Annotated in this window: 21 protein-coding genes and 2 pseudogenes; 11 read left to right on the forward strand and 12 right to left on the reverse strand. The window is 53.9% G+C overall.

The window, feature by feature from the left end; genetic code table 11:
* Nucleotides 1-48 precede the first annotated feature (48 nt).
* Nucleotides 49-194, forward strand: a pseudogene (locus tag IEY11_RS15305) (IS3 family transposase); the annotation flags it as partial.
* Between the two features lie 263 nt (nt 195-457).
* On the opposite strand, the gene IEY11_RS08575 reads toward IEY11_RS15305, so the two are convergent.
* From IEY11_RS08575 to IEY11_RS08595, 5 genes are all read right to left on the reverse strand, one after another.
* Nucleotides 458-1,495, reverse strand: a complete 1,038-nt coding sequence (locus IEY11_RS08575) for a substrate-binding domain-containing protein (protein ID WP_118728727.1) — start codon at nt 1,493-1,495, stop codon at nt 458-460.
* Nucleotides 1,496-1,558: 63 nt separating this feature from the next.
* Nucleotides 1,559-2,545, reverse strand: a complete 987-nt coding sequence (locus IEY11_RS08580; protein WP_118728726.1) for an ABC transporter permease — start codon at nt 2,543-2,545, stop codon at nt 1,559-1,561.
* Nucleotides 2,542-4,017: a sugar ABC transporter ATP-binding protein gene (locus IEY11_RS08585; protein WP_118728725.1), complete on the reverse strand. Its 1,476-nt coding sequence runs from the start codon at nt 4,015-4,017 to the stop codon at nt 2,542-2,544. Before IEY11_RS08585 ends, IEY11_RS08580 begins: the two co-directional genes overlap by 4 nt.
* A 52-nt stretch (nt 4,018-4,069) precedes the next feature.
* Entirely contained in the window at nt 4,070-5,815 is a 1,746-nt protein-coding gene (locus tag IEY11_RS08590; protein ID WP_188886301.1) for a PHB depolymerase family esterase, read from the reverse strand.
* 217 nt (nt 5,816-6,032) lie between these two features.
* Entirely contained in the window at nt 6,033-7,190 is a 1,158-nt protein-coding gene (locus IEY11_RS08595) for an MBL fold metallo-hydrolase (protein ID WP_118728723.1), read from the reverse strand.
* A gap of 223 nt (nt 7,191-7,413) precedes the next feature.
* Between IEY11_RS08595 and IEY11_RS08600 the strand changes: the two genes are divergently transcribed.
* The 7 genes from IEY11_RS08600 (at nt 7,414) to IEY11_RS15235 (ending at nt 12,575) form a co-directional block, all read left to right on the forward strand.
* The gene (locus IEY11_RS08600) at nt 7,414-9,027 is read left to right on the forward strand and encodes a response regulator (RefSeq protein WP_158578244.1); all 1,614 of its coding nucleotides are present in this window, start codon (nt 7,414-7,416) and stop codon (nt 9,025-9,027) included.
* A gap of 13 nt (nt 9,028-9,040) precedes the next feature.
* A complete protein-coding gene (locus tag IEY11_RS08605) occupies nt 9,041-10,045 on the forward strand; it encodes a sensor histidine kinase (RefSeq protein WP_118728721.1) in 1,005 nt (334 codons plus the stop codon).
* 3 nt (nt 10,046-10,048) lie between these two features.
* Complete coding sequence (locus IEY11_RS08610) at nt 10,049-10,375, forward strand: ATP-binding cassette domain-containing protein (RefSeq protein ID WP_188886302.1); 327 nt, start codon at nt 10,049-10,051, stop codon at nt 10,373-10,375.
* A 48-nt stretch (nt 10,376-10,423) separates the two neighbouring features.
* The gene (locus IEY11_RS08615) at nt 10,424-11,458 is read left to right on the forward strand and encodes a sugar ABC transporter ATP-binding protein (protein WP_194461867.1); all 1,035 of its coding nucleotides are present in this window, start codon (nt 10,424-10,426) and stop codon (nt 11,456-11,458) included.
* Nucleotides 11,459-11,579: 121 nt separating this feature from the next.
* Nucleotides 11,580-11,816: an IS3 family transposase gene (locus IEY11_RS08620; RefSeq protein ID WP_118728719.1), complete on the forward strand. Its 237-nt coding sequence runs from the start codon at nt 11,580-11,582 to the stop codon at nt 11,814-11,816.
* A 30-nt stretch (nt 11,817-11,846) separates the two neighbouring features.
* Complete coding sequence (locus tag IEY11_RS08625; protein WP_188886304.1) at nt 11,847-12,188, forward strand: DDE-type integrase/transposase/recombinase; 342 nt, start codon at nt 11,847-11,849, stop codon at nt 12,186-12,188.
* A gap of 45 nt (nt 12,189-12,233) precedes the next feature.
* Nucleotides 12,234-12,575, forward strand: coding sequence for an IS3 family transposase (locus IEY11_RS15235; protein ID WP_407926650.1), 342 nt, complete (start codon nt 12,234-12,236; stop codon nt 12,573-12,575).
* A 749-nt stretch (nt 12,576-13,324) separates the two neighbouring features.
* On the opposite strand, the pseudogene recG reads toward IEY11_RS15235, so the two are convergent.
* Together recG and lexA are read right to left on the reverse strand one after the other, a co-directional pair.
* Nucleotides 13,325-15,379, reverse strand: a pseudogene (gene recG / locus IEY11_RS08635) (ATP-dependent DNA helicase RecG); the annotation flags it as partial.
* A 722-nt stretch (nt 15,380-16,101) separates the two neighbouring features.
* Nucleotides 16,102-16,692 carry a transcriptional repressor LexA gene (gene lexA, locus IEY11_RS08640; RefSeq protein ID WP_118728714.1) on the reverse strand — a complete coding sequence of 197 codons (591 nt, stop codon included), beginning with the start codon at nt 16,690-16,692 and terminating at the stop codon, nt 16,102-16,104.
* 297 nt (nt 16,693-16,989) lie between these two features.
* Here lexA and IEY11_RS08645 point away from each other — a divergent pair, with 297 nt between their 5' ends.
* Together IEY11_RS08645 and IEY11_RS08650 are read left to right on the forward strand one after the other, a co-directional pair.
* Nucleotides 16,990-17,340 carry an Asp23/Gls24 family envelope stress response protein gene (locus IEY11_RS08645; RefSeq protein ID WP_118360094.1) on the forward strand — a complete coding sequence of 117 codons (351 nt, stop codon included), beginning with the start codon at nt 16,990-16,992 and terminating at the stop codon, nt 17,338-17,340.
* Nucleotides 17,341-17,649: 309 nt separating this feature from the next.
* A complete protein-coding gene (locus IEY11_RS08650; protein ID WP_188886306.1) occupies nt 17,650-19,299 on the forward strand; it encodes a DAK2 domain-containing protein in 1,650 nt (549 codons plus the stop codon).
* Nucleotides 19,300-19,375: 76 nt separating this feature from the next.
* Here IEY11_RS08650 and IEY11_RS08655 read toward each other — a convergent pair whose 3' ends face one another.
* Complete coding sequence (locus IEY11_RS08655; RefSeq protein ID WP_188886307.1) at nt 19,376-20,140, reverse strand: hypothetical protein; 765 nt, start codon at nt 20,138-20,140, stop codon at nt 19,376-19,378.
* Nucleotides 20,133-20,687 (reverse strand): RNA polymerase sigma factor, encoded by a 555-nt coding sequence (locus IEY11_RS08660; protein ID WP_116704761.1) that lies wholly within the window; start codon nt 20,685-20,687, stop codon nt 20,133-20,135. The genes IEY11_RS08655 and IEY11_RS08660 overlap by 8 nt, the downstream gene beginning before the upstream one ends.
* Before the next feature lie 937 nt (nt 20,688-21,624).
* Between IEY11_RS08660 and glgB the strand changes: the two genes are divergently transcribed.
* The gene (glgB, locus tag IEY11_RS08665; protein ID WP_188886308.1) at nt 21,625-23,379 is read left to right on the forward strand and encodes a 1,4-alpha-glucan branching protein GlgB; all 1,755 of its coding nucleotides are present in this window, start codon (nt 21,625-21,627) and stop codon (nt 23,377-23,379) included.
* Between the two features lie 113 nt (nt 23,380-23,492).
* Here the strand turns inward: glgB and IEY11_RS08670 are convergent, their stop codons facing one another.
* From IEY11_RS08670 to IEY11_RS08680, 3 genes are read right to left on the reverse strand one after another with little or no spacing between them, the layout of a single operon-like run.
* Entirely contained in the window at nt 23,493-24,656 is a 1,164-nt protein-coding gene (locus IEY11_RS08670; RefSeq protein WP_188886309.1) for a bifunctional histidine phosphatase family protein/GNAT family N-acetyltransferase, read from the reverse strand.
* Nucleotides 24,656-25,567 (reverse strand): dihydroorotate dehydrogenase, encoded by a 912-nt coding sequence (locus IEY11_RS08675; protein ID WP_110435524.1) that lies wholly within the window; start codon nt 25,565-25,567, stop codon nt 24,656-24,658. Before IEY11_RS08675 ends, IEY11_RS08670 begins: the two co-directional genes overlap by 1 nt.
* Nucleotides 25,567-26,334, reverse strand: coding sequence for a dihydroorotate dehydrogenase electron transfer subunit (locus IEY11_RS08680; RefSeq protein WP_118284560.1), 768 nt, complete (start codon nt 26,332-26,334; stop codon nt 25,567-25,569). Before IEY11_RS08680 ends, IEY11_RS08675 begins: the two co-directional genes overlap by 1 nt.
* Between the last annotated feature and the right edge of the window lie 237 nt (nt 26,335-26,571).

Below are 26,571 nucleotides of genomic sequence, written 5' to 3' on the forward strand. Positions count from 1 at the left end.
ACCACGATGCTGGACAAGGCGCTTGCCAAAATCCCGGACAACACAAATCTAATCCTGCACTCAGATCAATGCTGGCAGTACCAACATAGCAGTATCAACGGATGCTCTGAGAGAAAGGCATCCGGCAGAGCATGAGCCGGAAGGGCAACTGTTTAGACAACGCTGTGATTGAGAATTTTTTCGGACTGCTCAAAAAGGCAAAATCGAAGGGCTTGCCGCCTGCGGTTCACAGACAACAAGCCCTTTCGGCAGCTTGAATAATTTTTACTTTGAAAGATTGTCTAACTTTTTTGGGGCAGTTCATTTTCGTCTCTTGCTTTTTCATTTTTCTATTCTGAATACGTTAGAAACCCGGTTGCAGCTTAATGTGCAACCGGGTTTCTCGACAAACTGAGACGCGGCGCATATTGCGCCGCGTCTTTAGTAGGGGGTCGTTTTTTAATAAGAAGAAGAAAGGTTATTTTGCTGCCAGTGCGGACGAGGTGTATTCATCCATATTATCAGCGTTCAGAGTGGTCATAGAAACGTTTACAAAATTCTTGGTCGGTGCATTATCCATGAATTCCAGCTCATCGGTGGTACCATCTACCATATGACGCATCATATCAAGTGCAGTGGTTGCCTCCAGATCCGGGTCCTGATACAGATCGCAGTATTCGGTGCCTTCCTTGATCCAGTCGCTGCTGGAGGCAGAGATACCGCCAAGGATAAAGTTGGTGTTGTTCAGGCCAAGAGCCTTCATGCTCTCTACGATGCCCTGCGTCTGCATGGAGCTCTGAGTTGCTACGCCGTCAAAGCCGCCGACACCATACTTCTGGATCCAATCCTCGAAAATACTCTGTGCGAGAGTAGCCTCGTTGCGCTCTACATAGTTGACCTCGAGAATTTCAATGTCCGGGCGGTTTGCTGCGAACCAGTCCTGCAGGCCCTTCAGGCGGCCTGCGGCGTTGTCCTGACCATATGGCAGACAGATAACACAGATTTTCGCGCCATCCTTCAAGCCGGAAGACATGGATTCCGCCAGCTGAGCACCGATTGCTTCCTCAGAGCTGCCTGCGTAGCAGAAATCAAGATCCTTACTGGAATCCGAAATCTGCGGTACGATGTTGACAAAGCCAACCTTAACATCCTTCTGCTGGAACTGCATCAGCATATCCGGCACGGAGAACAGCGGCTGACAGAGAATAGCGTCAATGTTCTTCTGGGCCAGTGCTTCAGTGGCTTCAATATAGCCGGTAACGTCCGCCATACCGTTCGGGCTGGCGTTCAGTGCCTCAACCTCAAAGCCATATTCCGGACCGTGCTCAACGATTGCGTCATTCAAGCGTTTGCAGTAATCGTCACTCCATGCAGCGGAGATATAACCCAGCTTGTTGAGCTTCTCGCCGCCGTCCGCGCTGTCACCGCCGCCGGAGGAGGAGCCGCCTCGCCCGCATGCTGCCATGGCCACTGCTACACTTGCTGCCAGTAAAGTCGCCAGTAATCTCTTTTTCATTCGTTTTTCCTCCAGTCTCTTTCTCCTTTGTTCTTTTCCTATCACAAAATCCAGCGTTGCGGCTTAGCGCTTCTTCGTGGATTTCATAATCGCATTGCGGGTAAATACGTCAAGCAGTACCGCAACCAGAATAACAATACCCTTTACAACCTGCTGCCAGAATGCGTTAACGCTGCACAGGTTCATTACATTGTTGATGATACCTACAACATAGATACCAACGATGGACATGGCCACGTTGCCGATGCCGCCTGCCATGCTAGTGCCGCCGAGTACGCTGCCGATGATCGCCTCAAACTCGAAGTTTACACCGCCTGCCGGAAGACCGCTGTTGGTACGGCCTGCATACAGAATACCGGCGAAGGAGCACATCAGACCCATAATGATGTAGTTGACAAATACCTGACGCTTAACATTGATACCGGATGCGCTTGCAGCCTCCGGGTTGCCGCCGATGGCATACAGATAGCGACCGTGCGAGGTACGGGTCATGACGAACAGCATGATCGCGGTTGCGACCAGTACAACGATCAGCAGCATGGGGAAGCCGCCGACATTGCCCTGACCGAGAAATACGACCGAATCGCTGACACCGTAGACCGGTGCGCCGCCTGCCACCAGATAAGCCAGACCGCGGACGGTCATCTGCGTCGCGAGCGTTACGATGAAGGGCATAAGACCGATGTAGCTTGCGAAGTAGCCATTGATTGCGCCGATGATCATGCCGGCGGCAAAGGTAACGACCACTGCCAGCAGCGTGCTGCCGGTCTGTGCGTAGATAACAGCGAGGATAACGCTGCAGAATGCTACGTTGGAGCCTGCGGAAAGGTCAACGCCGCCGCCGATCAGCAGACGGGTCATGCCCAGTGCGATGATCGCGTATACGCCGACATTTCGCGCCACACTCATCAGGTTGGAGCCGGTGAGGAACTCCGGCGAAAGAATGGTGCCTACGATCAAGCTGAGGATCAGAATCAGCACAACGCCGAATTTACTGTACAATTCCGCAATAGACGCGCCTTTGAAGATACTCTCTTTTCCTTTTTTCATTTTTGAACCTCCGATGCCAGAGCCATGATCTTTTCCTGCGTGATACCGTCCTCTTTACTCAAACAGCCGTTGATCTGTCCTTCGCACATGACCATTACGCGGTCAGACAGGTTGATGACTTCCTCCATTTCGGACGAAACAAGAATCACGCCTACTCCTTGCTTTGCCAGATCGATAATGATGTTGTAAATCTCCCATTTTGCACCGATATCGATGCCTCGGGTCGGCTCATCGAGGATGAGCACCTTGGGATCCATCAGCAGCCATTTGCACAGGATCAGCTTCTGCTGATTGCCGCCGGACAGGAAGTTTGCCATAGTGGACAGCGAACTGGTCTTAACCGATAGACGCTTGGAAGCAGAATCTGCGATTTCGTGCTCTTTCTTTACGTCCAGGATGCCGCCCTTGGAGCGGCGGTACAGCGATGGCAGCATGATGTTCTCCTCTACCGAGCGGCAGAGCACCAGACCATCATCCTTGCGGCTTTCGGTCGCCATTACGATATCGTGCTTGATGGCATCGCGTACACAGCGGATTTTGATTTGCTGACCTTCTAAGTATATCTCGCCGGACTCATATGGATCAAGTCCGAAAATCGAACGCATGGTCTCGGTACGGCCGGCGCCAACAATACCGGCGAAGCCGAGGATTTCGCCCTTGTGCAGCTGGAAGGAGATGTCCTTTACCTTGGAACCGTTATTGAGGTTTTTGACCTCCAGCAGAACATCGCCGTAGCCGGTGTCCTTGGACGGGAACAGGTTTGTCATTTCGCGACCTACCATCATCTTGATCAGCTCAGGACGGCTGAGTTCACCGATTGGCTTAGCGCCGATGTACTGGCCGTCACGGAGAACAGTAACTTCATCTGCGATGGTGTATACCTCATCCAGTTTGTGTGTAATGATGATAATAGTGATATTTTCACGCTTGAGAGCACGGATAAAATCGTACAGCATCTCGATTTCGTTCTGAGAGATGGAGGAGGTCGGTTCGTCCATGATAACAAGCTGTGCGTTAAACGAGATCGCCTTGATGATTTCGATCATCTGAATATCTGCAGTTTTGAGCATCTTGATCTTGGTGCGGGGATTATAATTGAGTCCCCAGCGGTCAAAGATCTTCTGACAGGAATCGTACATGGTTTTCCAGTCAATCGCACCCGCTCTGGTTTTCGGATAGCGGCCGACGAATACGTTTTCCGCAATGGAAAGTTCCTTGATTGGGCTGAGTTCCTGATAGATCATCGAGATGCCCGCGTTTACCGCTTCCTTTACTGATTTGAAGTGGACTTCCTGTCCGTTAAACAGGATCGTGCCGCTGTCGGGCGGCTGCTGTCCGAACAGGATTTTCATCAATGTAGATTTGCCTGCGCCGTTTTCTCCCATTAGTGCGTGGACAGTACCCTTTTCCACTTTCAGGTTCACGCCGTCGAGGGCTTTCACACCCGGGAATGATTTCGTGATGTCCCGCATTTCCAGTATCGTGCTAATAGGAATCCCTCCAATCTTTTTTCTCTAAAAGCGCTTAGTCTGTATAAATGATCGTTCCGTCGGATTTTCGGCGGAAGTGGCAGAAAAACGTATCCCAATAAAGCTGGGCAAATTCCGGAGTATAGGTATGCGGCGTGTCTGTGATGCCGGTGAACTTTACCAGCGGAACACGTTCTGCGTTCACAAAGGTGCGGGTATGATACTTGCCGTTTTCACGGTCAATGCCACCTGTGCGATCGAGATCGTTCAGTTCACACATCATATCGAGAAAACGGTCGTTGATCGAGCCGCAGTCCAACTTGTCCTGATCGCCGATATCCTCGGCACCCATCATCAGCCATACCGGACGGATGATGCCATCCTTGCGGATAGTACGATCAGCAGCAGTACCGTCCAATCCCATATGATAAGGTGCGCCCTGTGGTCCGAAGGCTGCAAATGCAAGCGGTCGTTCCTCCATCAGTCGCTGCGTCAGCAGAGAGCCATTGGAGTGACCGGAAACGTAAACACGTTCAGAGTCAACCGGATAGGAGTTTTTAACACTGCTCAATACATAGTCAATGTATTTCACATCATCGGTTTGCGCATGGATATTCAGCGCATTCCACGAAGGAAGAGGCACGGTGTGTCCGCCGCTGATGCCGTTATCGGGAAAAGCGGAAACATAAACCAGAAGAAAACCACGCCGTTCGGCTAACTCGTGCCAACTGCTGTTTTCTGCAAACAATTCGCCGGTGCAGCTGTATCCATGAATGGCCAGTACCAACGGCAGCAGCTTTCCGGTACGGAGTGCCGTAGGTTCGTATACGAACCATTCGCGCTGTCTGTTGTCTATCTCGGCGGTGAAGCGGTGAAGTCTCATGTCCTGCCATGTTCGAGCGGGTCGGAAATCGCCGTTGCCGATGCTCAACCACCGTTTGAAGCGAAGCACAAATTCTGCCATGCGGCGGTATTTTTCATCTGCTTCGGGATTCCATCGACCGGGTTCGGTGTGCCAGATTTCCACCATCGGCAGACCGTTCGGCTGGTCAAAATACTGCTTGAGATTTTGACGATAGATATATGCCGCATCGTTGTAAAGCTGTTCGTCGCTGGCATCGGCTGCACGTTTCAGGCTGTCCAACAGAGGAGTAGCTTTGCCAATCAGCCAGGCCGGCATCGCCACATCCAGTTTGGACTTGTTTGCTTCTCGGTCAGAGCGGATGCTGCGGAGCTGTGCCATTAAATCCGGATGCAGGTCGTAGTCTCCATCCAGAGCGACAGCTGCAATCAATGCCGAGTTGAGCATGGCGTATGCTGCTGCAACGTAAGCGCCGTTTCCGAAACCCATGCAGTAGTAGGTGGCTTCGTTCATGCTGAAATACACGCGGGCAATGGATTTTTTGGAAACCGCTTCGCTATAACTGATTTCGCTTTGAACATCTTTTTTATCCCAGCCACCGGAACGGGATTCAAGTACGATCAATGCGGCATTGGTCTGCTCGGCAACCGGCTTCCAGCCGCTGTTTTCCAGATAGTCTTCGGCAGATACGTTGTCATCCGGATACAGGAAGATGCCTGCGCCCGAAATTGGATAATGCTGAGGAATATACAGAAGGAATGAACGTGCTATGCCATCTATCTCGACTTCTTGCCGGATGCTTCCGGTAAAGAAGGGCTTAGTCGGATTCTGTGAGTCAACTGCCGGATAGGAAATTGGCTCCTTATTGTCAAGAAACATATTCAGATCACCAAGGGTATATACGTTGCTGTCGATATCCAGACAATATTCACGTTTCATCGTCTTCCCTCCCGTATTTCTTTTTGATGATATAAGCATACCGGTTTCTTACCAATTTTCCAATGCGGGTATTTTTTGATTTATGGGGGTGTTTTTTCGGAGTTGGCGGAGAGACGTAAAAATCACCCCATATTTGTTCGCACAAAGAAGAACCGCCGACCGGAGGACCGATCGGCGGCAGAGAAGAGAGATGAGTCGAAAGATGCGGAGAATGATTTCAAAGTATGGTTTTGATCTTTGGATCAAAACCGGGTGCATAACGCGGCGGATCCTGTTGTGTGTCGACATCGTACAGGAATTGCAGATTAGCTGCGGCCCAAATCGGGTCATGCCGCCAGTCACCCTCTACGGCAATAGAGCCGGAGCCGAATGACTCGGCTGCGCTGCGCAGAGAGGGAGAAAGACAGGCTGCACCGTTATCCACAGCGTTGTGCATAGCTTTGCGCAAGGTGGACAAATATTGTTGGGCGTCCATCATTTCTGCGTTGTGGCCAGTGAAAATGCGTTTGCATTTATTGCCTGCGGCATCAAGAAAAGTCTCCAGAGAGCGCAGACAGCTTTCCAGTGAGTATCCGCTCAGTTGGAGCCATGCACTGTCCGGAATTTCACGGCGGTTGCTGCCAAACGAATCGGATGCAAACAGATCACCTGTGTTTTCATCTAAAACAACAACGCTGCCAGGGGTATGTCCGGGCGTAGCATAGATTTGCAGTACGGTGCCGCCGAGATCAAAGCGCATGCCGCCTTTCAAATCCTCAATATGGGTAAAGTCCAATCCGCAGTCCAGTTGCTTCATAGATTTGTCAGCATAGGGAGCATAGACCTTACATCCATATTCAATAAATTTTTCAGCTTGTGCAATATGGTCGGGATGACCATGTGCGATGAGCAGATCGACAGGAAGACCGCCGGTAAGTGCGTGACATAGCGCCGGAAGATCACCGTCATAGTCCCAGCCGGCGTCAATCAGTGCAGCGCGTTTTTGACCTATGATGAGATACATGCGGTCGAGATCGAAATCCTCAATACGGATGAGACCGGCAACCGTATCCGACGATTCGCGCAGCAGAGAATGGCGGAATACGCCTTTGGGGCGGCAGGCAAAACGGTAGGTAAACGCAACAGTATCGCTCGGCTGCAGACCATCTGCCTGCGCAAAAGCGCGGATGGTGACGGATTCCACTCCGTCGGTATGTTTGACCGGAATCAGACCTGCTTCTCGGTGATAGACCGGACTGTTCGATGTCGGCTCGGTGCCGTCTGTTGTGTAGCGAATCACGGCATGCGGTGCCGCGCAGGAAAGATTAACATGAAGTGTGGACAGTTCGTAAGTACCTTCCGCCGGAAAAACGGACGGGATAGCGGTTTTTCCCATAACGCAAAACTCCTTTGCCGTGTTGTAGGAGAGAAAATATCGGTGCCGGTTCTCTCACTGTAACCAGTATAGCAGACTGGCAGGCAGACAGAACAGGTCGTTTTTTAGATTCACAGGGGGTATCTTTTGAACCTGCCGTAAAAATTTGAATCATGAGAAGTTTTATGGTACTTTATTATTAGAAGAAGAGAACACCCGAGCAAAGAGAGGATGGGGAATAGCCGTGTTGAGAATTATCATTGCGGATGATGAATTTGATATTGTTGAGTTATGCCGTGCGCTGATCACCTATCCCGGCGCAAAGATAGTCGGTGAAGCGTGCAATGGCATAGACCTGTTGAAAAAGATAAGAGAACTCAATCCGGATGTTGTCATTACGGATATTTGTATGCCGGGCATGACCGGACTGGAACTGATCGAACGCGCCAAACAGGAATTTCCGGCCGTAAACTTTATTGTGATGAGCGGCTACACCGAGTTCCAGTACGCGCAGACAGCACTGCGTTTCGGCGTATGGGATTACCTGCTCAAGCCGCTCAAAAAAGCCGAACTGAACCGAGCGCTCGAAAAGCTGGATCATGAACTGGGCGATCGGGCCGAGCAGCGGCAGGAGGCAGCCCGTGTACAGAATGAACTGCAGGAGAGTATGGACATCCTGCGGGAGCAATACGTGCGTACTGTATGGGAGACCGGACATACGCCGACACGTTCCCAACGGCATGGCGGTGAGTTGTTTGTGCTGGATAACGCAAAACTGCAGTGTGTGACCTTCTGCATTGACAGCAATTTTACTGCATCGTCCGATGAGGCCGGTTCACTGGTCAATCAGGTGAGCGATACGCTCGAGCACATTCGGGCGCTTGCACAGGAGCACAGCACTCTGCTATCGGCGTTTTCTGATCATCTTGATGCCGTATGCCTGCTGTCCTATTCCGCAGAGCAGGCTGAATCCGAAAGCGAGACGCTGCTCCGTGCTATTAGACAGGAGATTCGCAGCCTGAACAGCGTCAATCATCTGATCCATTTGACCGGTGCAGCAAGTAAGCTGTTGGACGGCGATACTGAAAATATTCCGACTGCGGTAGAGCAATCGAAAACAGCGCTCAAGTGGCGTCTAGAAAAGCGGCAAAGCTCGGTACTGGTGTTCAATGAACAGACCGATGCTGCATTGCGGGAAATCGTCATGTTTTATACCGGCGAGTGGGAAAACTTGCTGAGTGATGCGGTGGAGCACATGAATACGGACAGCGCCGCTGCCCTCATTCGTCGGGTATGGAGCAAGTGGGAAAGCGAGAATATCGTACCAGGCAGCCGCTATTTTCTGCTGGAGCAGATGCTGTCCTGCCTCAATAATGCGGCAGAACAGCTGCCTCGTGATGAGCAGGCCCGGGCACCTCGGCTGCTGGAGCCGTTTGACGTACTGTGCAGCGGTTATTCCTGCGAAGAACTTGCAACACGTTTTGTGGAGCTGACAGCGCAGATGCTTGAGAACTGCCGTCAGTTTGTGCAAAATCGGGAGAATAATGTGATTCGACAGGCAAAAAACTTTGTGACACAGCATTATGCAGAGAGCATCTCTCTGGCGCAGGTAGCAAAGCATGTGTGCCTGAGCACATCGTATTTCAGCACGCTGTTCAAGACCGAGACCGGTGTTGGATTTGTCGAGTATTTGCAGCATATCCGCATTGAACAGGCGAAGAAGCTACTGAAGACCTCAAAAATGCGCATTGCAGATATTGCTGAGAAAGTAGGCTACCGCGATATCAAGTTTTTTAACAAGATTTTTGTAAAGGAAACTACGGTTACTCCGTCTGAGTACCGTAAATTCTATTCGTGAGGCTGGAAGCACCATGAAGTATTGGAAAGAGATTCGCAATCAACGAAGTGTATGGCTATTTGCGGGCGGCTTTGTGCTGTTGCTGGGTGTCATGACAGGAATGCTGTGCACGCTCGGCAGACGTGGCATTATACCAATATGCGGTATCACGACAGCTCTGCTGGCGATGACCATCAGCTATACAGCGGAACTGCGGTGTAATATTGGCAGACGACGTGCGTTGGAAAATATGCTGACAGACGGCGATCCGGATTATTTTGAACCGGAGGAAAAAGACCGTCTGCTACACATGGATGATCAGGAAATGCTTGAGCAGGTGTTTGACAAGCTGCATGAGGTATCTATTTCACGAGCGCTGAAGACCGAAGCTGAGTTGCACGCGCTGCAAAACCAAATCAATCCGCATTTCCTGTATAACACACTGGAAATCATCCGCAGCCGCGCTATGCGGCGAGGCAGCGAGGATGTAGCGGAGATGGCCGAAGCACTTGGCATGCTGTTCCGCTACTGCATTAACAGCCCGGGCGAACTGGCTACGCTGGCACAGGAATTGGACAATGTACATCACTATTTGCTCATTCAGCGGTATCGCTATGGCGATCGCTTCACCTATGAGGAGCATATCGAGAATGAAGACGTAATGGACAGCAGTCTGCCCGTTATGACACTGCAGCCGTTGGTGGAAAATGCGCTGTCACATGGTATTAACCGCCGGGTAGATGGCGGTAAGATCACCATGCGTGTGGAAAGTGTAGGAAGTCGTCTGCAAATTTCAGTAGAGGATAACGGTGTCGGTATTGCGGAAGATGAGCTACGTCGTGTGCGCAAAAGTTTGCGGGAACGCAGCGGCCCGATTGAACGCAGAGCAGACAGTTCTCGGTCAACAGGTATTGCGCTGCGCAATGTCAATCGCCGTATCCAGTTTTATTTTGGGATGCAGTACGGTGTGGATGTGGCCAGCACGCAGGATATCGGTACAACAGTTATCGTAACACTGCCGCAGATGAGGGGAAATTAAACCATGAAACAGGAGATTCTTTATCTGGAGCAGATTGTTACTGCACAGACATCCGGACAGAATCTGGAGTATGTTTCCCTGTCCCTTCGAGTGGGTGAAATACTGGGTGTTACGGGTATCAGCGAAAGCGGCGCCTCTGTGCTGGCGGATGTACTGTGCGGCAAGTTATGCCCGGCTTCGGGCACAATCTATCTGGATGGCGTTCCGGTCAGCTACCGTTCGGAGAACGAAGCCCGCAAGCTGGGAATTTACGAGATTACCCATCAAGCTTCCGTAGTGAATGGTATGACAGCGGCGGAAAATCTGGTAGTATTGCGCGGATTTTCGTGAAAAAATCTATTTTTGCACCGAAAGAATATAGATGAACTGTCCAAACAAGTGTTTGAACACTATGGCATCGGCTGTGAGCCGCACGCCCGCGGCAGCAGTATAACAAACGAGCAGCGGCTGGAAATCTCGATCTGCCGTGCACTGTTGTGCGGCGCAAAGGTGTTGATCTGCCGAGAGGCCGGTGAGGGTCTTGACAGGGACGAACTGATACGTTTTGCCGCCTTCCTACATCAACTGAGGGATGAAGGCGTATCGGTCATTGTATTTAATTCCAGTGTATCTAAGGTGCTGCAATATGCGGATCGTATCGCGGTGATGCGCGGCGGCATGATATGTTGGGAACGTCTGCGGAAGGATATGACGGCTTATGGTATTCATCAGCGCCTGCGTATTTCATCAACGGGGGTGTCTCCGAAGGAAAGGACCGTGCCGCGGCTGTATCTCTCGCTGCAGGAAATCTGTCTGATAGATAATGATATAGCGCCGTTTTCTGTGGATTTATACACCGGACGAGCCGCAGGAGTGCTGTGTGGCGGTTTAACTGGCAGGGGTATCATATACCGTATGTTTTCCGGGCAGGGGCAGACGGAAGGTATTGCAATGCAGGACGGCCGGATGTACCATTTAGCTGATTGGCGGCAGCGGCATGCAGATGAAATTTGCTGTATGGGACCGCGCTTTTGGGAGAAGGGCGTGTTTGAGAATCTGACAGCGGCAGAGAATATCGTATTCCGGTCGATGAATCGTTTTCGTGAACGCGGTGATGTGATCAATCGTCGAATGCTGCGGTTGGCGCTGCGTGATTTTGCAGCGGAGATGGGCTTTGATCCGGAAGGGTTGGACGTATATCCGCGTCACCTGTCCAGTCGTATGCGGGATCAGCTTGTGCTGCTGCGTGTCATGTTTGCACCGGTTGGTCTGCTGGTATTGGACTATCCCTTTTATACCATTGATGAGCAGATTAAAGCGGAATTGCTGCACTGTATTGCGGTACTTCGCGCACGAGGAACCGCCGTGCTGTGGAGCTCCAATGACCGCTCAGTGCTGCAGGATAACTGTGAAAGTGTTACGGTTTGTGAATAACGCATGCTTTATAAAAAACTGACCGTTTTTCAGCAATGTAACTAAGTTAATGTGAAAATGCCAGCACATTGAAAGAATTCAGTGTGCTGGCATCTTTGGTGTAAATATTTGAAGAAAATGCTTGACAAATAAGCTCGGGGCAGCTCTCCGGAACCAGGAGAAGAAAAATAAATATTCGCTGCCGGAACTTCTATCCGCATTAAACTGCCCGCGCAGTAGCTATTATTACCAGCAAACGCGAGTAAAGAAGCAGGATAACTACTTCCATGTCAAAGAGAAAATCAAGGATATTTTTGAAGCAAATCATTGCTGTTATGGATACCGGCGCATTCATGCTGCGCTGAAAAAAGAGGACTGACGGCTATCCGAAAAGGTAATTCGCCGTCTTATGAAGCAAGTAGGAGTGCAGGGAGCGAACAGAAAGAAGACACGCTACAGTTCCTATCGGGGAGAAATTACGCCAGCTGTCCCCAATCTTCTAAAGCGGGATTTTCACGTAAATCGTCCCAATGAAAAGTGGCTGACTGATATTACTGAATTTGCAATCCCTGCCGACAAGGTTTATCTTTCTCCAATCATCGATTGCCTTAATGGTATGTCTGTTTGCTGGCGCATTGGCACCAGTCCGAGCGCAGAGTTGACAAATGGAATGCTGGACAAAGCGATTTATCTTCTAAAGGTCGGAGAGCATCCGATTGTCCATACGGATCGTGGATGTCACTATCGCTGACCGGGCTGGAGCAGCCGTATGGATGCAGCGTATTTGCATCGATCCATGTTCAAGAAAGGGGGCTCGCCTGATAATTCAGCCTGTGAAGGTTTCTTTGGGCGAATGAAGAACGAGATGTTTTATGGGGTTTCATGGCTAAACGTTTCAATAGAGGAGTTTATTCATATAGTCGAAGAATATATGGTTTGGTATCAAAAAAACAAATCAAGATTTCTCCGGGCGGGCTTAGCCCTCTGGAGTATAGACAAAAACTCGGTCTATCGGCATAGTCCAAGATTTTGTCCGCAGCCCTCAGAAAGATTACACCAGAAACCGAAAGCTATCACTCAAAAAGACCATTTCGGCTGTCTTGACATTTCGAAGCGGAACGCTGACACACGATATTGAGGATTTTTCGAACTGAGTCCGTCTGTTCCAACGTCTCCTGCATCCATTCAGCAGCGAGCTAAAATTATCCCAGAAGCGTTCGAATATCTCTTTCACAGATTTACAGCAAGCACTGACAAACATACAACCTGTCGAGGACTTCGACCTCTGGCGGTCGATAGATCTGATTTGCGATGCGCAACGAATCCTGATGACCCAGATTCTTTCCCGGAGCAAGTGGGAAACTTCTTTCCGCAATTAAAGTACATGCTGTCCTTACTTTACTTACACGCCAAAAAAGATGGACTTCATCTTTCAATAAATCTTTGCAAAACTGATGATATACAATTTTTGTCAACCAATTACCCGTTCTACCGTCATTGAATCGGCAAAAAAGAAATACACCTATAAGGTCAATTTCTCTGATGCTGCACATATTTGTCTGCAATTTTCCCTCGGCAGAGTCCGTCCACCAGAGCTTGAATCCTTGCTTATGAGATTCACTTCGCCTATTCGCCCGGGTCGAAAAGATACTCGTAAGACACGACAGAAATCTGCTGTCAACCTCATCTACAGAGCAGCATAATTCTTTTCTTTTGAATAGTCTTTTAAGCGGATTTTTTATACACTTTATTCTCATACCTTCGTGCTCGTAAAGTAGCGCACAGTTCGCTTTCGCTTTGCCGTGCGCTGTTCTCGCTTATTCGATTGTTTACATCTTTAGGGCTTATCTAAGTGACATTGAACTGAGGTTCTCTCCTGTTTTTAATTTAGTTAAACGCTTCATCATTTTGTTCGGCGAACATACGCTGCACACGGTCGAGCAGGATGGGATAGCCGGCGAGTGTCGGATCGGCAGCCAGCAGCGCTTCCGCTTCCTCGCGGGCGTTTTGCATGAGCGCAAGGTCAGCCGCCAAATCCGCAACGTGCAGTGCGGGCAGGCCGTGCTGCCGCTGACCGAAAAAGTCACCCGGACCGCGCTGTGCGAGGTCTGCGCGTGCGACCTCGAAGCCGTCACCGGTCCTGCACAGGATGCGCAGGCGCTCCCGCGCGACCTGTCCCTTATCCGCACCGAAGAACACGCAGTACGACTGCCGTGTACCGCGGCCGACACGTCCGCGCAGCTGATGCAGCTGCGACAGACCGAACCGGTCTGCGTCCTCGACCACCATTAGATTGGCGTTCGGCACGTCCACACCGACCTCGATAACCGTCGTTGCAACCAGAATATCGTATTTCTGCGCTGCAAAATCGCGCATGATCTGATCTTTTTCCGCGTTTTTCATCCGTCCGTGCAGCACAGCCACACGTCGGTGCGGAAGCAGCTTCTGCAGGTCTTTTGCGTGCTGTTCCGCACTTTTCAGCTTGGTTTCTGCATTTTCGCTGTCCTCGATGAGCGGACACACGACGTAAGCCTGCCCACCGAGACCGACCTGCTTGTCGATGAAGGCAGTAATACGCTTGCGCATATTTTCGCCCACGGCGTAGGTCTCGACCGGACTTCTTCCGGGCGGGATCTCGTCCAGCACGGACACATCCAGATCGCCGTACATGATGAGTGCGAGCGTGCGCGGAATCGGCGTAGCCGACATGACGAGCACATGCGGCGAGCCGCCTTTCGCGGACAGCGCGGCACGCTGCGCCACACCGAACCGATGCTGCTCATCCGCGATAACGGCACCCAGCCGGTGGAACTGCACACCCTGCTGAATGAGCGCGTGCGTGCCCACGACCACCTGCGCCGCACCGGTCTCGATGGCGGCCAGTGCCGCACGTTTCTGCGCGGCAGTCATCGAGCCGGTGAGCAGCGTGCACGAGATGCCCAGCTTATCCAGCATGGGTGCAAGCGTTTCCGCGTGCTGCGCGGCGAGGATTTCGGTCGGCGCCATGAAAGCCGCCTGCCAGCCGTTCTGCGCGGCCAGCGCACACAATCCGGCCGCTACCACCGTCTTGCCCGAGCCGACATCACCCTGCACCAGCCGGTTCATCGGCCGTCCGGAGGCGCAGTCTGCCGCGATCTCCATAATCGCACGCCGCTGTGCGCCGGTCGGTGTAAACGGCAGGGCTTCAAAGAACGAATCCAATCCATTCGAGGTGAAAACAATGCCGGAATCCGCCTTTCGACGCTCCTTCAGCTGCTGCAGGCCGCAGCAGAGCAAAAACAGCTCCTCGAATACCATGCGTCGGCGCGCCTGCGCCATATCGTCCTTGGTTTTCGGTCGGTGAATGGCAGAAAGCGCATCTACTGCGTCCGGCAGGCGGTATTTTGCCCGCAAAAGTTCGGGCAGCGGATCCGGCCATTCACCGGTCAGCGTGTCGAGCGCGGCAGCGGTTACACGCTCAAGATCGCGCTGGGTCAGTCCCGCCGTCAGCGGATAGACCGGCACGATGCGTCCCGGGTGGTCAGCGTCCGGTGCGACCTTCTCCGACTGCGGGGAGAACATCGTGCGGCCGCGTCCATAGCCCTGCACCTTGCCGTAGAACACATACTCCTGTCCGACGCGGAGCTGTGCCGCAGCATACGGATTGTTGAAGTAGGTGACGTTCAGCGTGCCGGTTTCATCGTAAATCGTACACTTGACCAACGTCAGGCCCTTGCGGATACGGTTGACCTTAGGTTCGGTGCCGACCACCGCGCGCACGGCGTACTTGTCCTCCATGTCGATTTCCGCAATCGGTGTGATGTGGGTGCGGTCCTCATAGTCGCGCGGGTAGGTCTCGAGCGCGTCACGGAGCGTGCGTATATGCAGTTTTTCGAGCAGCTTCGCCTTTTTCGGGCCGATGCCCTTGACGAACTGGATGCTGTCATCAACCGATGGCATGTGGACTCTCCTTTGGGAATTTTGATTTACAAAGCACCCGCTTTACGGGACGCACGAACCGCGCAGGCGGTTCGCCCATTCTGGGCGGCACCCTTTTTCTGCACCAATTGACCGGGGCGCACGAACCGCGCAGACGGTTCGCCCTAACGGGCGGAGCGTTTTTCGCTGAAGTTCAGCGGGAGTTCGCCTACGCGGCGGGCGCATAAGAGGGATGGACACCAAAGGTTTCCACCCCTCTTATGAATCTCCCCGTTTCCTCTTAGCACAGCGAAATTTGCAGAACTGAGACTATAAAGGAACGGCAGAGGATTTTTTCTTCCGCAGGACGACTGATAGCCGTCCATGTATCCGCGTATTCGCAGGGTCAGATACCTTTCTGCTACACATACGGGCAACTCTACGCTGGGTGCGGCATAACAGTGCCGCACCCTGTGTAGCAGCAATCTATCTGTGAACTGCGAACAGGTTGCGAAAGATACGCTGTGGTAACCCGACTGCCGTTCCCCTTTTCGAAGCGGTCGCCGCTCTCTGGTCTGCGCCAGACTAACAAACAAAGGGAAACGGGAGTTAAGAGGGTAGAAACCGTAGGTGTCTACCCTCTTGCCCTCGCTGCGGGCGCGGCAAATCCCCCGCTTGATTTCAAGCGAAAAACCTCCCGCCCGTTAGGGCGAACACGCCTGCGGCAGTTCGCGTCCCCCGCTCAGCCGGTACTGAAAAGGCTGCTCTTAATACTCGCGGTAAACCGCCTTCACCACGCCTAAAATCTGGCACCCGGTGCCGTTGATCGGCGGATACGCCGGATTCTCCGGCATGAGCCAGACACCGTCCGGCGTGATGTTGAGCGTCTTGCAGGTGGCCTCATCCTCGAGCAGCGCGATTACGATGTCGCCGTTGCGCGCCTGCACATCCTGCCGGATAATGACCAGATCATCATCCATAATGCCCACGCCGATCATCGAATCGCCGCGAATGCGCAGCGCGTAATACTCGCCGCCGCCCACTGCCGGTTCGAACGGCACATAGCCGATATGCTCCTCCACCGCGAGGATCGGCATACCGGCGGTGACGCGGCCCAGAATCGGCACGCGCGGCACCATGGAAGGGCCGCTGACCGGCGTCAGCGCACGCGATTTATGCTCATTCGGCTCCAGATAACCGGCCTCCTGCAGCTTTTTCAGGTGCGCATGCACGGTGGACGGCGACCGCAGTCCCATCTCTGCACCAATCTCGCGCACCGAAGGCGGATAGCCGTGTTCGAGGGAATAACTGCTTATATACTCCAGTATCTGCTGTTGTTTGGCGGAAATCTTCTTCATTTTCGGCACTCCTCGCTGTTTCCGTCGGAACATACGTTCGTAATTTTATCCTTATTATACCGCAATCCGCTGCAATAAGCAAACATTTGTTTGCATTAACCTGCACGAATTTTCCGCGTTATTCGACACTATCCTTCAATTTATCCATTTTCTGCCGCCGTGTTGAAAAATAACGCAGTTTCATCACCGCATTGCTTGTATTTTACATGATTTTGTTATATCATATAAACAGCAAAAGTATTGATTATTGCAAGGGGACCCGCATTCTGCACCCCTAACTCGCAGGGAGGTTTTTATATGACCATCAAGACCGATCTCGGATATATCGACATTACCAACGAGGTGCTGGCCGGCATTGCCGGTTACGCAGCATCCTCCTGCTTCGGTGTCAAAGGCATGACCATCCGCTCCATGTCGGACGGACTGGCGCATCTGCTCGGACTGGAAAACCAGTCGCGCGGTGTAAAGGTCACCGAGGCTGTGGACGGCGGTGTCAACATCGACCTGCACATTGCAGTCGAGCACGGTGTGAATATTGCCACCGTCTGCCGCTCTATCATCGGCGAGGTACGCTACAACGTTGAGCGTCTGACCGGTGTGGACGTGAAGAACGTCGATATCTATGTAGAGAGCATCAAGGCGGACTGACACCTATAGGGGACTTCGCAAGTCCCCTATATACGGAAATCAGTTCCGTAGAAACTGACTTCCGATACCCGAACGACGCGCCCCAAGGGCGCTGAGTCGGAGTAACAAAACCCACGCTCATGTCGCGGGTTTTGTTGCGGCGAAATACGCCGCTGATTGCATGCCGCGGCGTAACCGCGGACGTCTGCGGACGGGACCAATGGCTCGGATTGCCCTAAGGAAATCCTGCCATGCGGTTACGGTTTGCAAGCAAACCGAAATCTTATTACGCGCAACTGCGCGGTTACTTTTAGGGAGAGATTAAATTAAATGGCAGATCAGAAAATCAACGGTGCGCTGTACCGGTCCATGGTGATCGAGGGCGCACTCGCCATTGCCGAAAAGAAGGAACAGGCAAACGAACTGAACGTATTCCCGGTGCCGGACGGCGATACCGGCACGAATATGTCCATGACGATGGGTTCCGCGATGGCTGAGATGGAAAAGCTCGCTGAGCCGACCCTCGCCAAAGCGGCAGATGCGACCGCTTCCGCGCTGCTGCGCGGCGCGCGCGGCAACTCGGGTGTTATCCTGTCGCTGCTGTTCCGCGGCATGGCGAAAAAGCTGCGCGAGACCGACGAGGCCGACGGCCGCACACTCGCGCTTGCGCTGCGCGAGGGCGTAGACACCGCCTACAAGGCGGTTATGAAGCCCGCTGAGGGCACCATCCTGACCGTATCGCGCGTTGCGGCACAGCACGCGGTCGAGCTGTGTCAGGCCGAGCCGACGCTCACCGCAGAGCAGGTTCTGGCAGCGATCCTCGAGCAGGGCCACACCGCACTCGAGGAGACCGTTCACCAGAATCCGGTGCTTGAAAAGGCAGGCGTGGTTGACGCCGGCGGCTTCGGCTTTATCACCATCTTCGAGGGCATGCTGGACGCGCTGCGCGGCATCCACAAGGAACGTGCTGTTGCGGCAGAGCCGACCAAGTCCACCGCAGACTTCGCTGCGATCAACGACGAGGACATCACCTTCACCTACTGCACCGAGTTCATCGCATCCCGCAAGGACAAGGCACGCAATGTCGCTCGTCTGCGCTCCATTCTGAACGAGATCGGCGATTCGCTGGTGGTTGTCGAGGATGATGATATCGTCAAGGTACACGTTCACACCGACCAGCCGAACAAGGCGCTTGAGGAGGGTCTGAAATTCGGTCCGCTGCTGACCGTTAAGATCGAAAACATGCGCGAGCAGCACACCGCCAAGGTAATCGAGGGCACGGCAGACGCGCCCAAGGAGCGCGTGATCGTCCCCGCAGAGAAGAAGTTTGGCTTTGTAGCCGTTGCTGCCGGTGAGGGTCTCAAAACCCTGTTTACCGACCTCGGCGCGGACGTTGTCGTGCAGGGCGGTCAGACCATGAACCCGTCCACCGACGACATCCTGCACGCTGTCGATGCCGTTCCGGCGGAGATCGTTTTCGTGCTGCCGAACAACAAGAACATCATCATGGCAGCCGAGCAGGCCGTTCACCTCTCCGATGAGAAAAAAGTGATCGTCGTGCCGACCAAGACCATCCCGCAGGGCATTTCGGCTATGCTGGCGGTCGATCCGGAAGCCGAGCAGGACAGCGAGCTGGCGCTTGCTATGCTGGACGCGGCAAAGCACGTCCGCAGCGGTCAGGTGACGTATGCGGCCCGCGACAGCGAGTTTGACGGCAAGAAGATCAAACAGGGTGAGTATCTGTCGCTGTGCGAGGGCAAGCTGTGCGCCAACGGCAAGGAAACCTCGGTCCTCAAAAAGCTGGCGCGCGAGATGGTCTCCGACGACAGCGCGTTTGCAACCGTTATCTTCGGCGAAGGCGTTACCGAGGAGCAGGCCGCTGAGGTTGAGAACCTGCTGCACAAGGAAAACAAGGAGATGGAGATCAACGTCATCGACGGCGGTCAGCCAGTTTACTACTACATCATTTCGGTGGAGTAAACCATCCAATAAGCATAAAAAGGCATCGGAAACTGCGTTTCCGATGCTTTTTTCGTGTAATTTCGTCTGCTGCGATTTACTTTACAAGCTCAGCTGCCATATCGAACATGGTCTGTGCATCCAAACCGGTATCGAAGCCGCTGATAAGGTAGGTCACGCCGTCCTGCTCCCATAGCACGGACTGGAACATTTTATCCTCCACCTCGTCTGAGCCGCAGCTAATAACGAGTTCACCGTTCTTCTCCTGCTGCTTTTCCTCGTCGGACTTCTCGTAGTCGTCCGGTACGAAGCGGTAGTGCGCATCGCGATAGGTCAGCGTAACGCCGTTTACCTCGGCAGTCGTTGCCGGAACCGGATTCTCCATCTCGTCCTCGGTGAACACGGTGTAGCTCTTGTGCGCGGACAGATTCAGCTTCACGCCATCCTTCGTGTAGGTTGCATCCACCTCGGCGATTTTCTCCGTTTCACCCACACCATTCCGTGCGGTGGTAGCCACATCAGAACCGTAGCTGAACGTATACTCGCCAATCTTGTCCGGCAGCGTGAGCACTACACCGGCATCAGCCAGATGCGCCTGCGTGCTCGACAGATCCAGCCGCTGGTCAGACCAGCCCTCACTGAAAATGCCGCCCATGCCGCCTGCCGCAAATGCGCCGGTCACCGCAATCGCAGCGACAGCAGCAACCGCCACAAAGCGTTTGCTCCACAGATGACGCTTGCGTGCCGGTGCATTGTTCAGTGCGAATTTGACGCGCGCCTGCATCGAATCCGGTGCATGCAGCTCATCTGCACACTGATGCAGCATTTCCTTGATTTCACGTTCCATTTTGATTTCATCCATGATTTGCAGCCTCCTTCGGCTTCCGTTCTTCGGTCAGCGCCTGCCGCAGATGGCGGCGAGCGGAAAAAAGGCGGGATTTCACCGTTCCCTCGGTCACGCCGGTCGCCTGCGCGATCTCGCGCACCGAGCGATCATCGAAGTAATACAGCACCACGGTCACGCGGCGTTTTTCGTCCAGTGTGTCGAGGGCGGCATACAGTCGGCGCTGCTCATCCGTCCGCAGCACGGCGGACAGTGCGCTTTCGCTCTCACCTGCATCGAAAAATTCGGATACCGGCGTTTCCCGCTTGGCTTTGCGGCAGTACTTCCATGCCGCGCGGGACAGCGTTCTGAGCAGCCACGGCCGGAATTTGCTGCCGTCGCGCAGGGATTTGATGGACTGTGCACAGGTGACAAAGGCCTCCTGCGCCAGATCCTCGCCGTCCGTCCTGCTGCCGGTGATCAGGCACGCAAGGCGGTATGCATCGTCCTTGTAGCGCTCGTATAGCTCATCGAACGCCTGCATATCGCCGTGCTGCATGCGGCTGACAAGCTCTTTATCGTTCATAACTTTCTATCCTTTCCCTGGGTGCGTCTGTATATAAGAGCAGCCAGTTTGGACTCGGTTCATTTTATTTTCGGTGAAACCCGCGTCCTTTGACGCACCCGAGTATAAGAGCCGCGAAGCGGTGGGCTGGTTCATTTTTATTTAACGGACACTTTGTACAGTTTTGACGGTTGCGTTTAACGTGGATGTATTCTATACTGGATGTATGAATATGCCAGTTCCGCTGACTCCAGCGGTGGTGTCGCCTGTCCGGCGGGGACACAAGAAGGAGACAACCTGCGGTTTTCTCCTTCTTGTGAATCTTCCTCTTTCCCTTAGAGGGCACGGCGAAAATCGGAGAGACGAGACCGCTCCGAAAAGGGGAACGGCAGAGGATTTTTTCTTCCGTTGGGGAGCACAGTGTGCTCCCATTCCCCTGCCTATACGCAGTGCCAGATACTCTGCTGCTACACATGCGGTTCCGTCTCCGCAGGCGCGACATACCCGTGTCGCGCAACCCTTTGGCACGTTGTAACGGAAGGCACCTGCGAATTTAGGTATTCGCTACAATTTATCTTCGCAGGCCCTGTCTATCATAACACGCTAACGAATTGTGCGGCACTGTTATCCCCCAGGGGACCTTCTCTTGCCCTTCGGGCAATTCACCTTGTGCCGCACCCAGCGTAGATTTAACCGCATGTGTAGCAGTAATCTATCCGACACTGCGAATATGCGGATACATGGACGCGCAAAGCACGTCCTGCGGTAGAAAAAATCCTCTGCCGTTCCCTCATTGTCTCAGTTCTGAACAACCACCGTGCCCTCTCAGGAAAGGGGTGATTCACAAGAGGGTGGAAACCTTGGTGTCTACCCTCTTGTGCGCCTGCCGCGTAGGCAAGATTCCGTTCGCTTCGCAAGCGACCATCCCCCGTTAGGGGAAAAGAAAGGAAGTGCTTCCATGAATCAGCACCAATTCTTCACAGGAGAAATTTTCGACGCCTACCGCTGGTTTGGCGCTCACATAGAGCAAAACGCTGTCGTTTTCCGTACCTTTGCGCCCAATGCCAGCCGCATTACGCTGACCGGCGCGTGCAACGGCTGGACCGAGACCGATCTGGTACAGGACGGCCGCAGCGGCTTCTGGTCGGTCTCTGTGCAGGACGCCCGCGCAGGCCAGTTTTACAAATACCGCATCTACGGCCCGGACAGCTCTGTCACCGAGCACTGCGATCCCTACGGCTTTGCCATGGAGCTGCGGCCTGCCTGCTGCTCGATTATCACCGACCTTGACGAGTACCGCTTCACAGACGAAGCGTGGATGAACAGCCGCACGGCTTCGCCGGATGCACCGCTTAATATCTACGAAATGCACCTCGGCTCGTGGATGCGCAATCCGGACGACGCAAACGGCTGGTACACCTACGATGAAATCGCCCGCCGACTGATTCCCTATCTGCAGGAAAACGGCTACACGCATGTGGAGTTTCTGCCGCTGTCCGAGCACCCGTTTGACGGCTCCTGGGGCTACCAGAACACCGGATTTTTTGCTCCGACCTCGCGCTACGGCACGCCGGCACAGCTGAAAATGCTGATTGACAAACTGCATCATGCCGGTATCGGTGCGATCATGGATTTTGTACCGGTACACTTTGCCGTAGACTCCTACGGTCTGGCGAAATACGACGGCACGCACCTGTACGAGTACCCGCACAGCGCGGTCGGCGAAAGTGAATGGGGCAGCTACAATTTCATTCATTCCAGACGGGAAGTACGCTGTTTTCTGCAGTCTGCGGCCGATTACTGGCTCACTGAGTTTCATTTTGACGGTCTGCGCATGGATGCGGTCTCGCGCCTGATCTACTGGCAGGGCGATCCCGCGCGCGGCGTCAACGGCGACACGCTCGAATTCCTTAAAAATATGAACCGCGGTCTGAAAGCCCGCCATCCCTCTGCTCTGCTCATCGCTGAGGACTCGACTGCCTATCCCGGTGTCACCCGTCCGGTGGACGGGGGCGGCTTGGGCTTCGACTACAAGTGGGATCTCGGCTGGATGCACGATACGCTCGAGTTCTGCCAAACCCAGCCGGATCTGCGTCCGCGCGACCATGGCAAGCTGCTCTGGTCGATGCACTATTTTTCCAACGAGCACTACCTGCTGCCGCTCTCGCACGACGAGGTTGTGCACGGCAAGGCGGCAATCGTGCAGAAAATGTGGGGCGCGGACGAATGCGACAAGTATGCGCAGGCGCGCGTGATGTACCTCTATATGTTCACGCATCCGGGTAAAAAGCTGAATTTCATGGGCAACGAGCTGGGTCAGCTGTACGAATGGAGCGAAGCCGGTACGCTGGACTGGGCACTGGCAGAACGTCCGTTCCACCGATTTTTCCACAGCCTGTGCAAAACTTATGTGGAGAATCCCGCGCTGCACGCAGATTATGCACCGGATAATTTCCGGTGGGCGGAAAATCATGTGGATGCGCCCTGCGTATTCGGCATGGAGCGCCGTGCAAACGGAGAAACGCTGCTCGCCCTGTGCAATTTCGCGGACAGCGAACAGAACTTCACCGCTTCCCTGCCGAAGTTTACGATTCTGCTTGACAGCAATGCCGCGGAGTTCGGCGGCACCGGAGAGACGCCTGCCGTCTCCCGCAAGGATAGTCTGTGTACGGTTGCGCTGCCGCGATACAGTGCGGTTCTGCTCAAGCTGTAAAATCGAAAAGCAGCCGAAAAGGATTTCTTTCCGCTGCCGTATACAATTACCAACTGCTAATTTCTCATTGCGAATCAAAAAGCGCTCTGCCAAAAACAGAGCGCTTTTCCTATTTATTCGACCGAAATCGGCTTTACCATCTGATAATGCAGTCCGTTCTCATCGCGGTACTCGCCGCGCTGCAGGAAACCGAATTTATGATAAAATCCCTGTGCACGCATGTTTTTCTCGGCAACACGAGCACACAGCTCGCGCTTGCCGAGCGCACGGTACACGCTGATGGCCTGACCGAGAATCTGTCCGCTCAGACCGCAGCCGCGGTAGTCACCGGCAATGCAGAAGCCGCCGACCAGACCGATCTCCGGCTGCTCCTCCCACCAGGTTTTCAGGTAAACGAGCGCGACCTCTTCCCCGCTTTCCAAACAGCCGAAGGTGCACGCCCGCGGCGAAACCTTCTGTGCCCGCTCTACATCGCGGATGAGCGCATCCGGATCGAGGTTTGCATCCGTGCCGTAGGCATTCTTGTGCAGCTCGCGCATGAATCCCACAATTTTATCCACATCCTGTGGATTCTTTGGGTCAGCGCGGCGGAACCAGATCTGCGGTGACGCCGGAATGCCCTTGGTATTCGTCCAGCCAATGGACGCAAACGTGGAGTATTCCTGCGGCAAATGCGAGGCATCATTCTCGTAAACCACGTCGATATTGCCGTTTTCGTCAAATTCCAGCTTGGCAACACAGGTGTTGTCACCCCAGCCGATTTCGCCCATCGGTTCGGGTGCAAAGCCGTGTGCAATCGTCAGCATGCCGCGAATCGCACTGCCGTGCGTCACTACTGCGACCTCTTTGCCCTCATTTTCGCGCACAATCGCGCGCACGCCGTCCAGCATGCGCTGACCGGCCTGCATGACCGTCTCGCCGTGCGGCGGTGCTGCTTCCCACGGACGGGCACACCACAGCGCGTACTGCTCAGGCCATGTGTGCGGCAGCTCGGCCCACGGAATGTCCTCCCAGTCTCCCATATCAATCTCGCGCAGCACCGGTCGGGTCTCCACCGAGAGATGATGCGGCTCTGCCACAGCCTGAGCCGTTACGCGTGCGCGGAACAGGTCGGACGAGTAAACCGCCGCAAGCGGCACATTCTCAAACCGCTTTGCCAGATACGGCAGCTGCTTGTACGCCCGCGTGGTCAGCAGCGCGTTGTACTGACCATGACACCGGCGGTATACATTGCCCTCTGCCTCAGCGTGACGGATGATGTAGACCGTGGTTCTCATCAGCCTACCTCAACTGCACCGGACAGCTCGGTGACAGACTTCACGCCGTGTGCATCCAGCCACTCGTTCAGCTCGGCAAGCGCCTTGACCGGAGCGGTCGGGTCGTTGAACATCACCGTACCCATGGCAACCGCGTCTGCGCCCGCAAGCATCATTTCGACAATATCACGTCCGGTTCGGATGCCGCCCATGCCGAGAATCGGCACGGAAACCGCCTTACGCACCTGATATACCATGCGAACCGCAACCGGGAACACCGCCGGACCGGACAGACCGCCCATTACGTTGGACAGGATCGGCTTGCGCTTTTCGATATCAATGCGCATACCGAGCAGTGTATTGATGAGCGAAAGCGCGTCCGCACCTGCGGACTCCGCCGCGCGTGCAATCTCCGCAATATCGGTGACATTCGGGGACAGCTTGACGATCAGCGGCTTCTTCGCCTTGGCCTTGGCTGCCGAAACAACCTCCTCGACCATCTTCGGCTGGGTGCCGAATGCCATGCCGCCGCATTTTACGTTCGGGCAGGAGATGTTCATCTCGATGAGGTCAACATCCGCATCCGAAATCTTCTCGACCATGCCCTCGTACTCCTCGACCGTGTTGCCGGAGACGTTGGCGATGATTTTGGTGTCGTACCGGCGCAGGAACGGAATCTGCTCCTCGATGAAACGGTCAATGCCCGGGTTCTGCAGACCAACACAGTTGAGAATACCCTGCGGGGTCTCCGCGATGCGCGGCGCCGGATTGCCGAGACGCTCGGTCGGTGTCAGACCCTTAACGCCGATGCCGCCAAGCTGGGACAGGTCAAAAAATTCGCCGTACTCATGGCCGAAACCAAAGGTGCCGGATGCGGTCGTGATCGGGTTTTTCAGCTCAACGCCGCAAAAGTTCACTCTTAAATCTGCCATTACCACTCGACCTCCTCAGCATTGAACACCGGACCGTCCTTGCAGACATGACCGTAACGGGTTTCGCCGTTTTCCGACTTGAGCGCGCACGCACACACCAGACAGGCGCCGATGCCGCAGCCCATGCGCTCCTCCATCGAAACCTGACAGGGCACGCCGGCTTCCTTTGCAATCGCCGCAATCGCCTTCAGCATAGGCTTCGGACCGCAGGCAGCCACGCCGGTCGCACCTGCCACCTGCTCCTTCAGCACATCGGTGACAAAGCCGTGACGCGCGTAGGTGCCATCGTCGGTGGTGACAAAGGTCTCGCATTCATCACGGAAGTCGCCCTCAAGGATCACCGCACCCTTGTTGCGGAAACCGAGGATTGCGGCAGGCTGTGCGCCCTTTTCTGCTGCCGTGCGTACACAGCCAAGCATCGGCGGTACGCCAATGCCGCCGCCGATAAAGATCGGGCGATCCCCCAGTGCCTGTACGTCAAAGCCGTGTCCAAGCGGTCCAAGCACGTCGAGCACATCGCCAACCTTGCGTTCGCTCAGCCACTTCGTGCCATCGCCCTTCACCTGAAAAACAATGCGCAGATGACTGCCCTGCCAGGTGCAGATCGAAATCGGGCGGCGCAGCAGATGGCCCTCACCGCATGCAATGTGGACGAACTGACCGCACTGCGTCAGTTTAACAATTTCCGGTGCGTCCAGCACCATCAGATACAGACCCTCGCCCAGCCGTGTATTTTCTACAACACGGCAGTTTTCCTGAATCGACATAACATTTCTCCCTCCGTTGATCGGTCTGCCGACGAAACAGTGGATTTTTCGACAGCAGGCGAAAAATTTTTCGATAGTTCTATTGTACAGGAAAATCGGGAAAAAGAAAAGATTCTCCTGCATTTTATGCAAAAGAAAAAGCAGCAACTTTCGTTGCTGCTTAGATGTAGGCGTTGAGTTATCTTCCCGGGCCGTCGCCAGCCAAGTATTGTCACCGTAAACGAGCTTAACTACTGT

It is taken from the genome of Butyricicoccus faecihominis (assembly GCF_014648015.1).
Lineage (GTDB): Bacteria > Bacillota > Clostridia > Oscillospirales > Butyricicoccaceae > Agathobaculum > Agathobaculum butyriciproducens.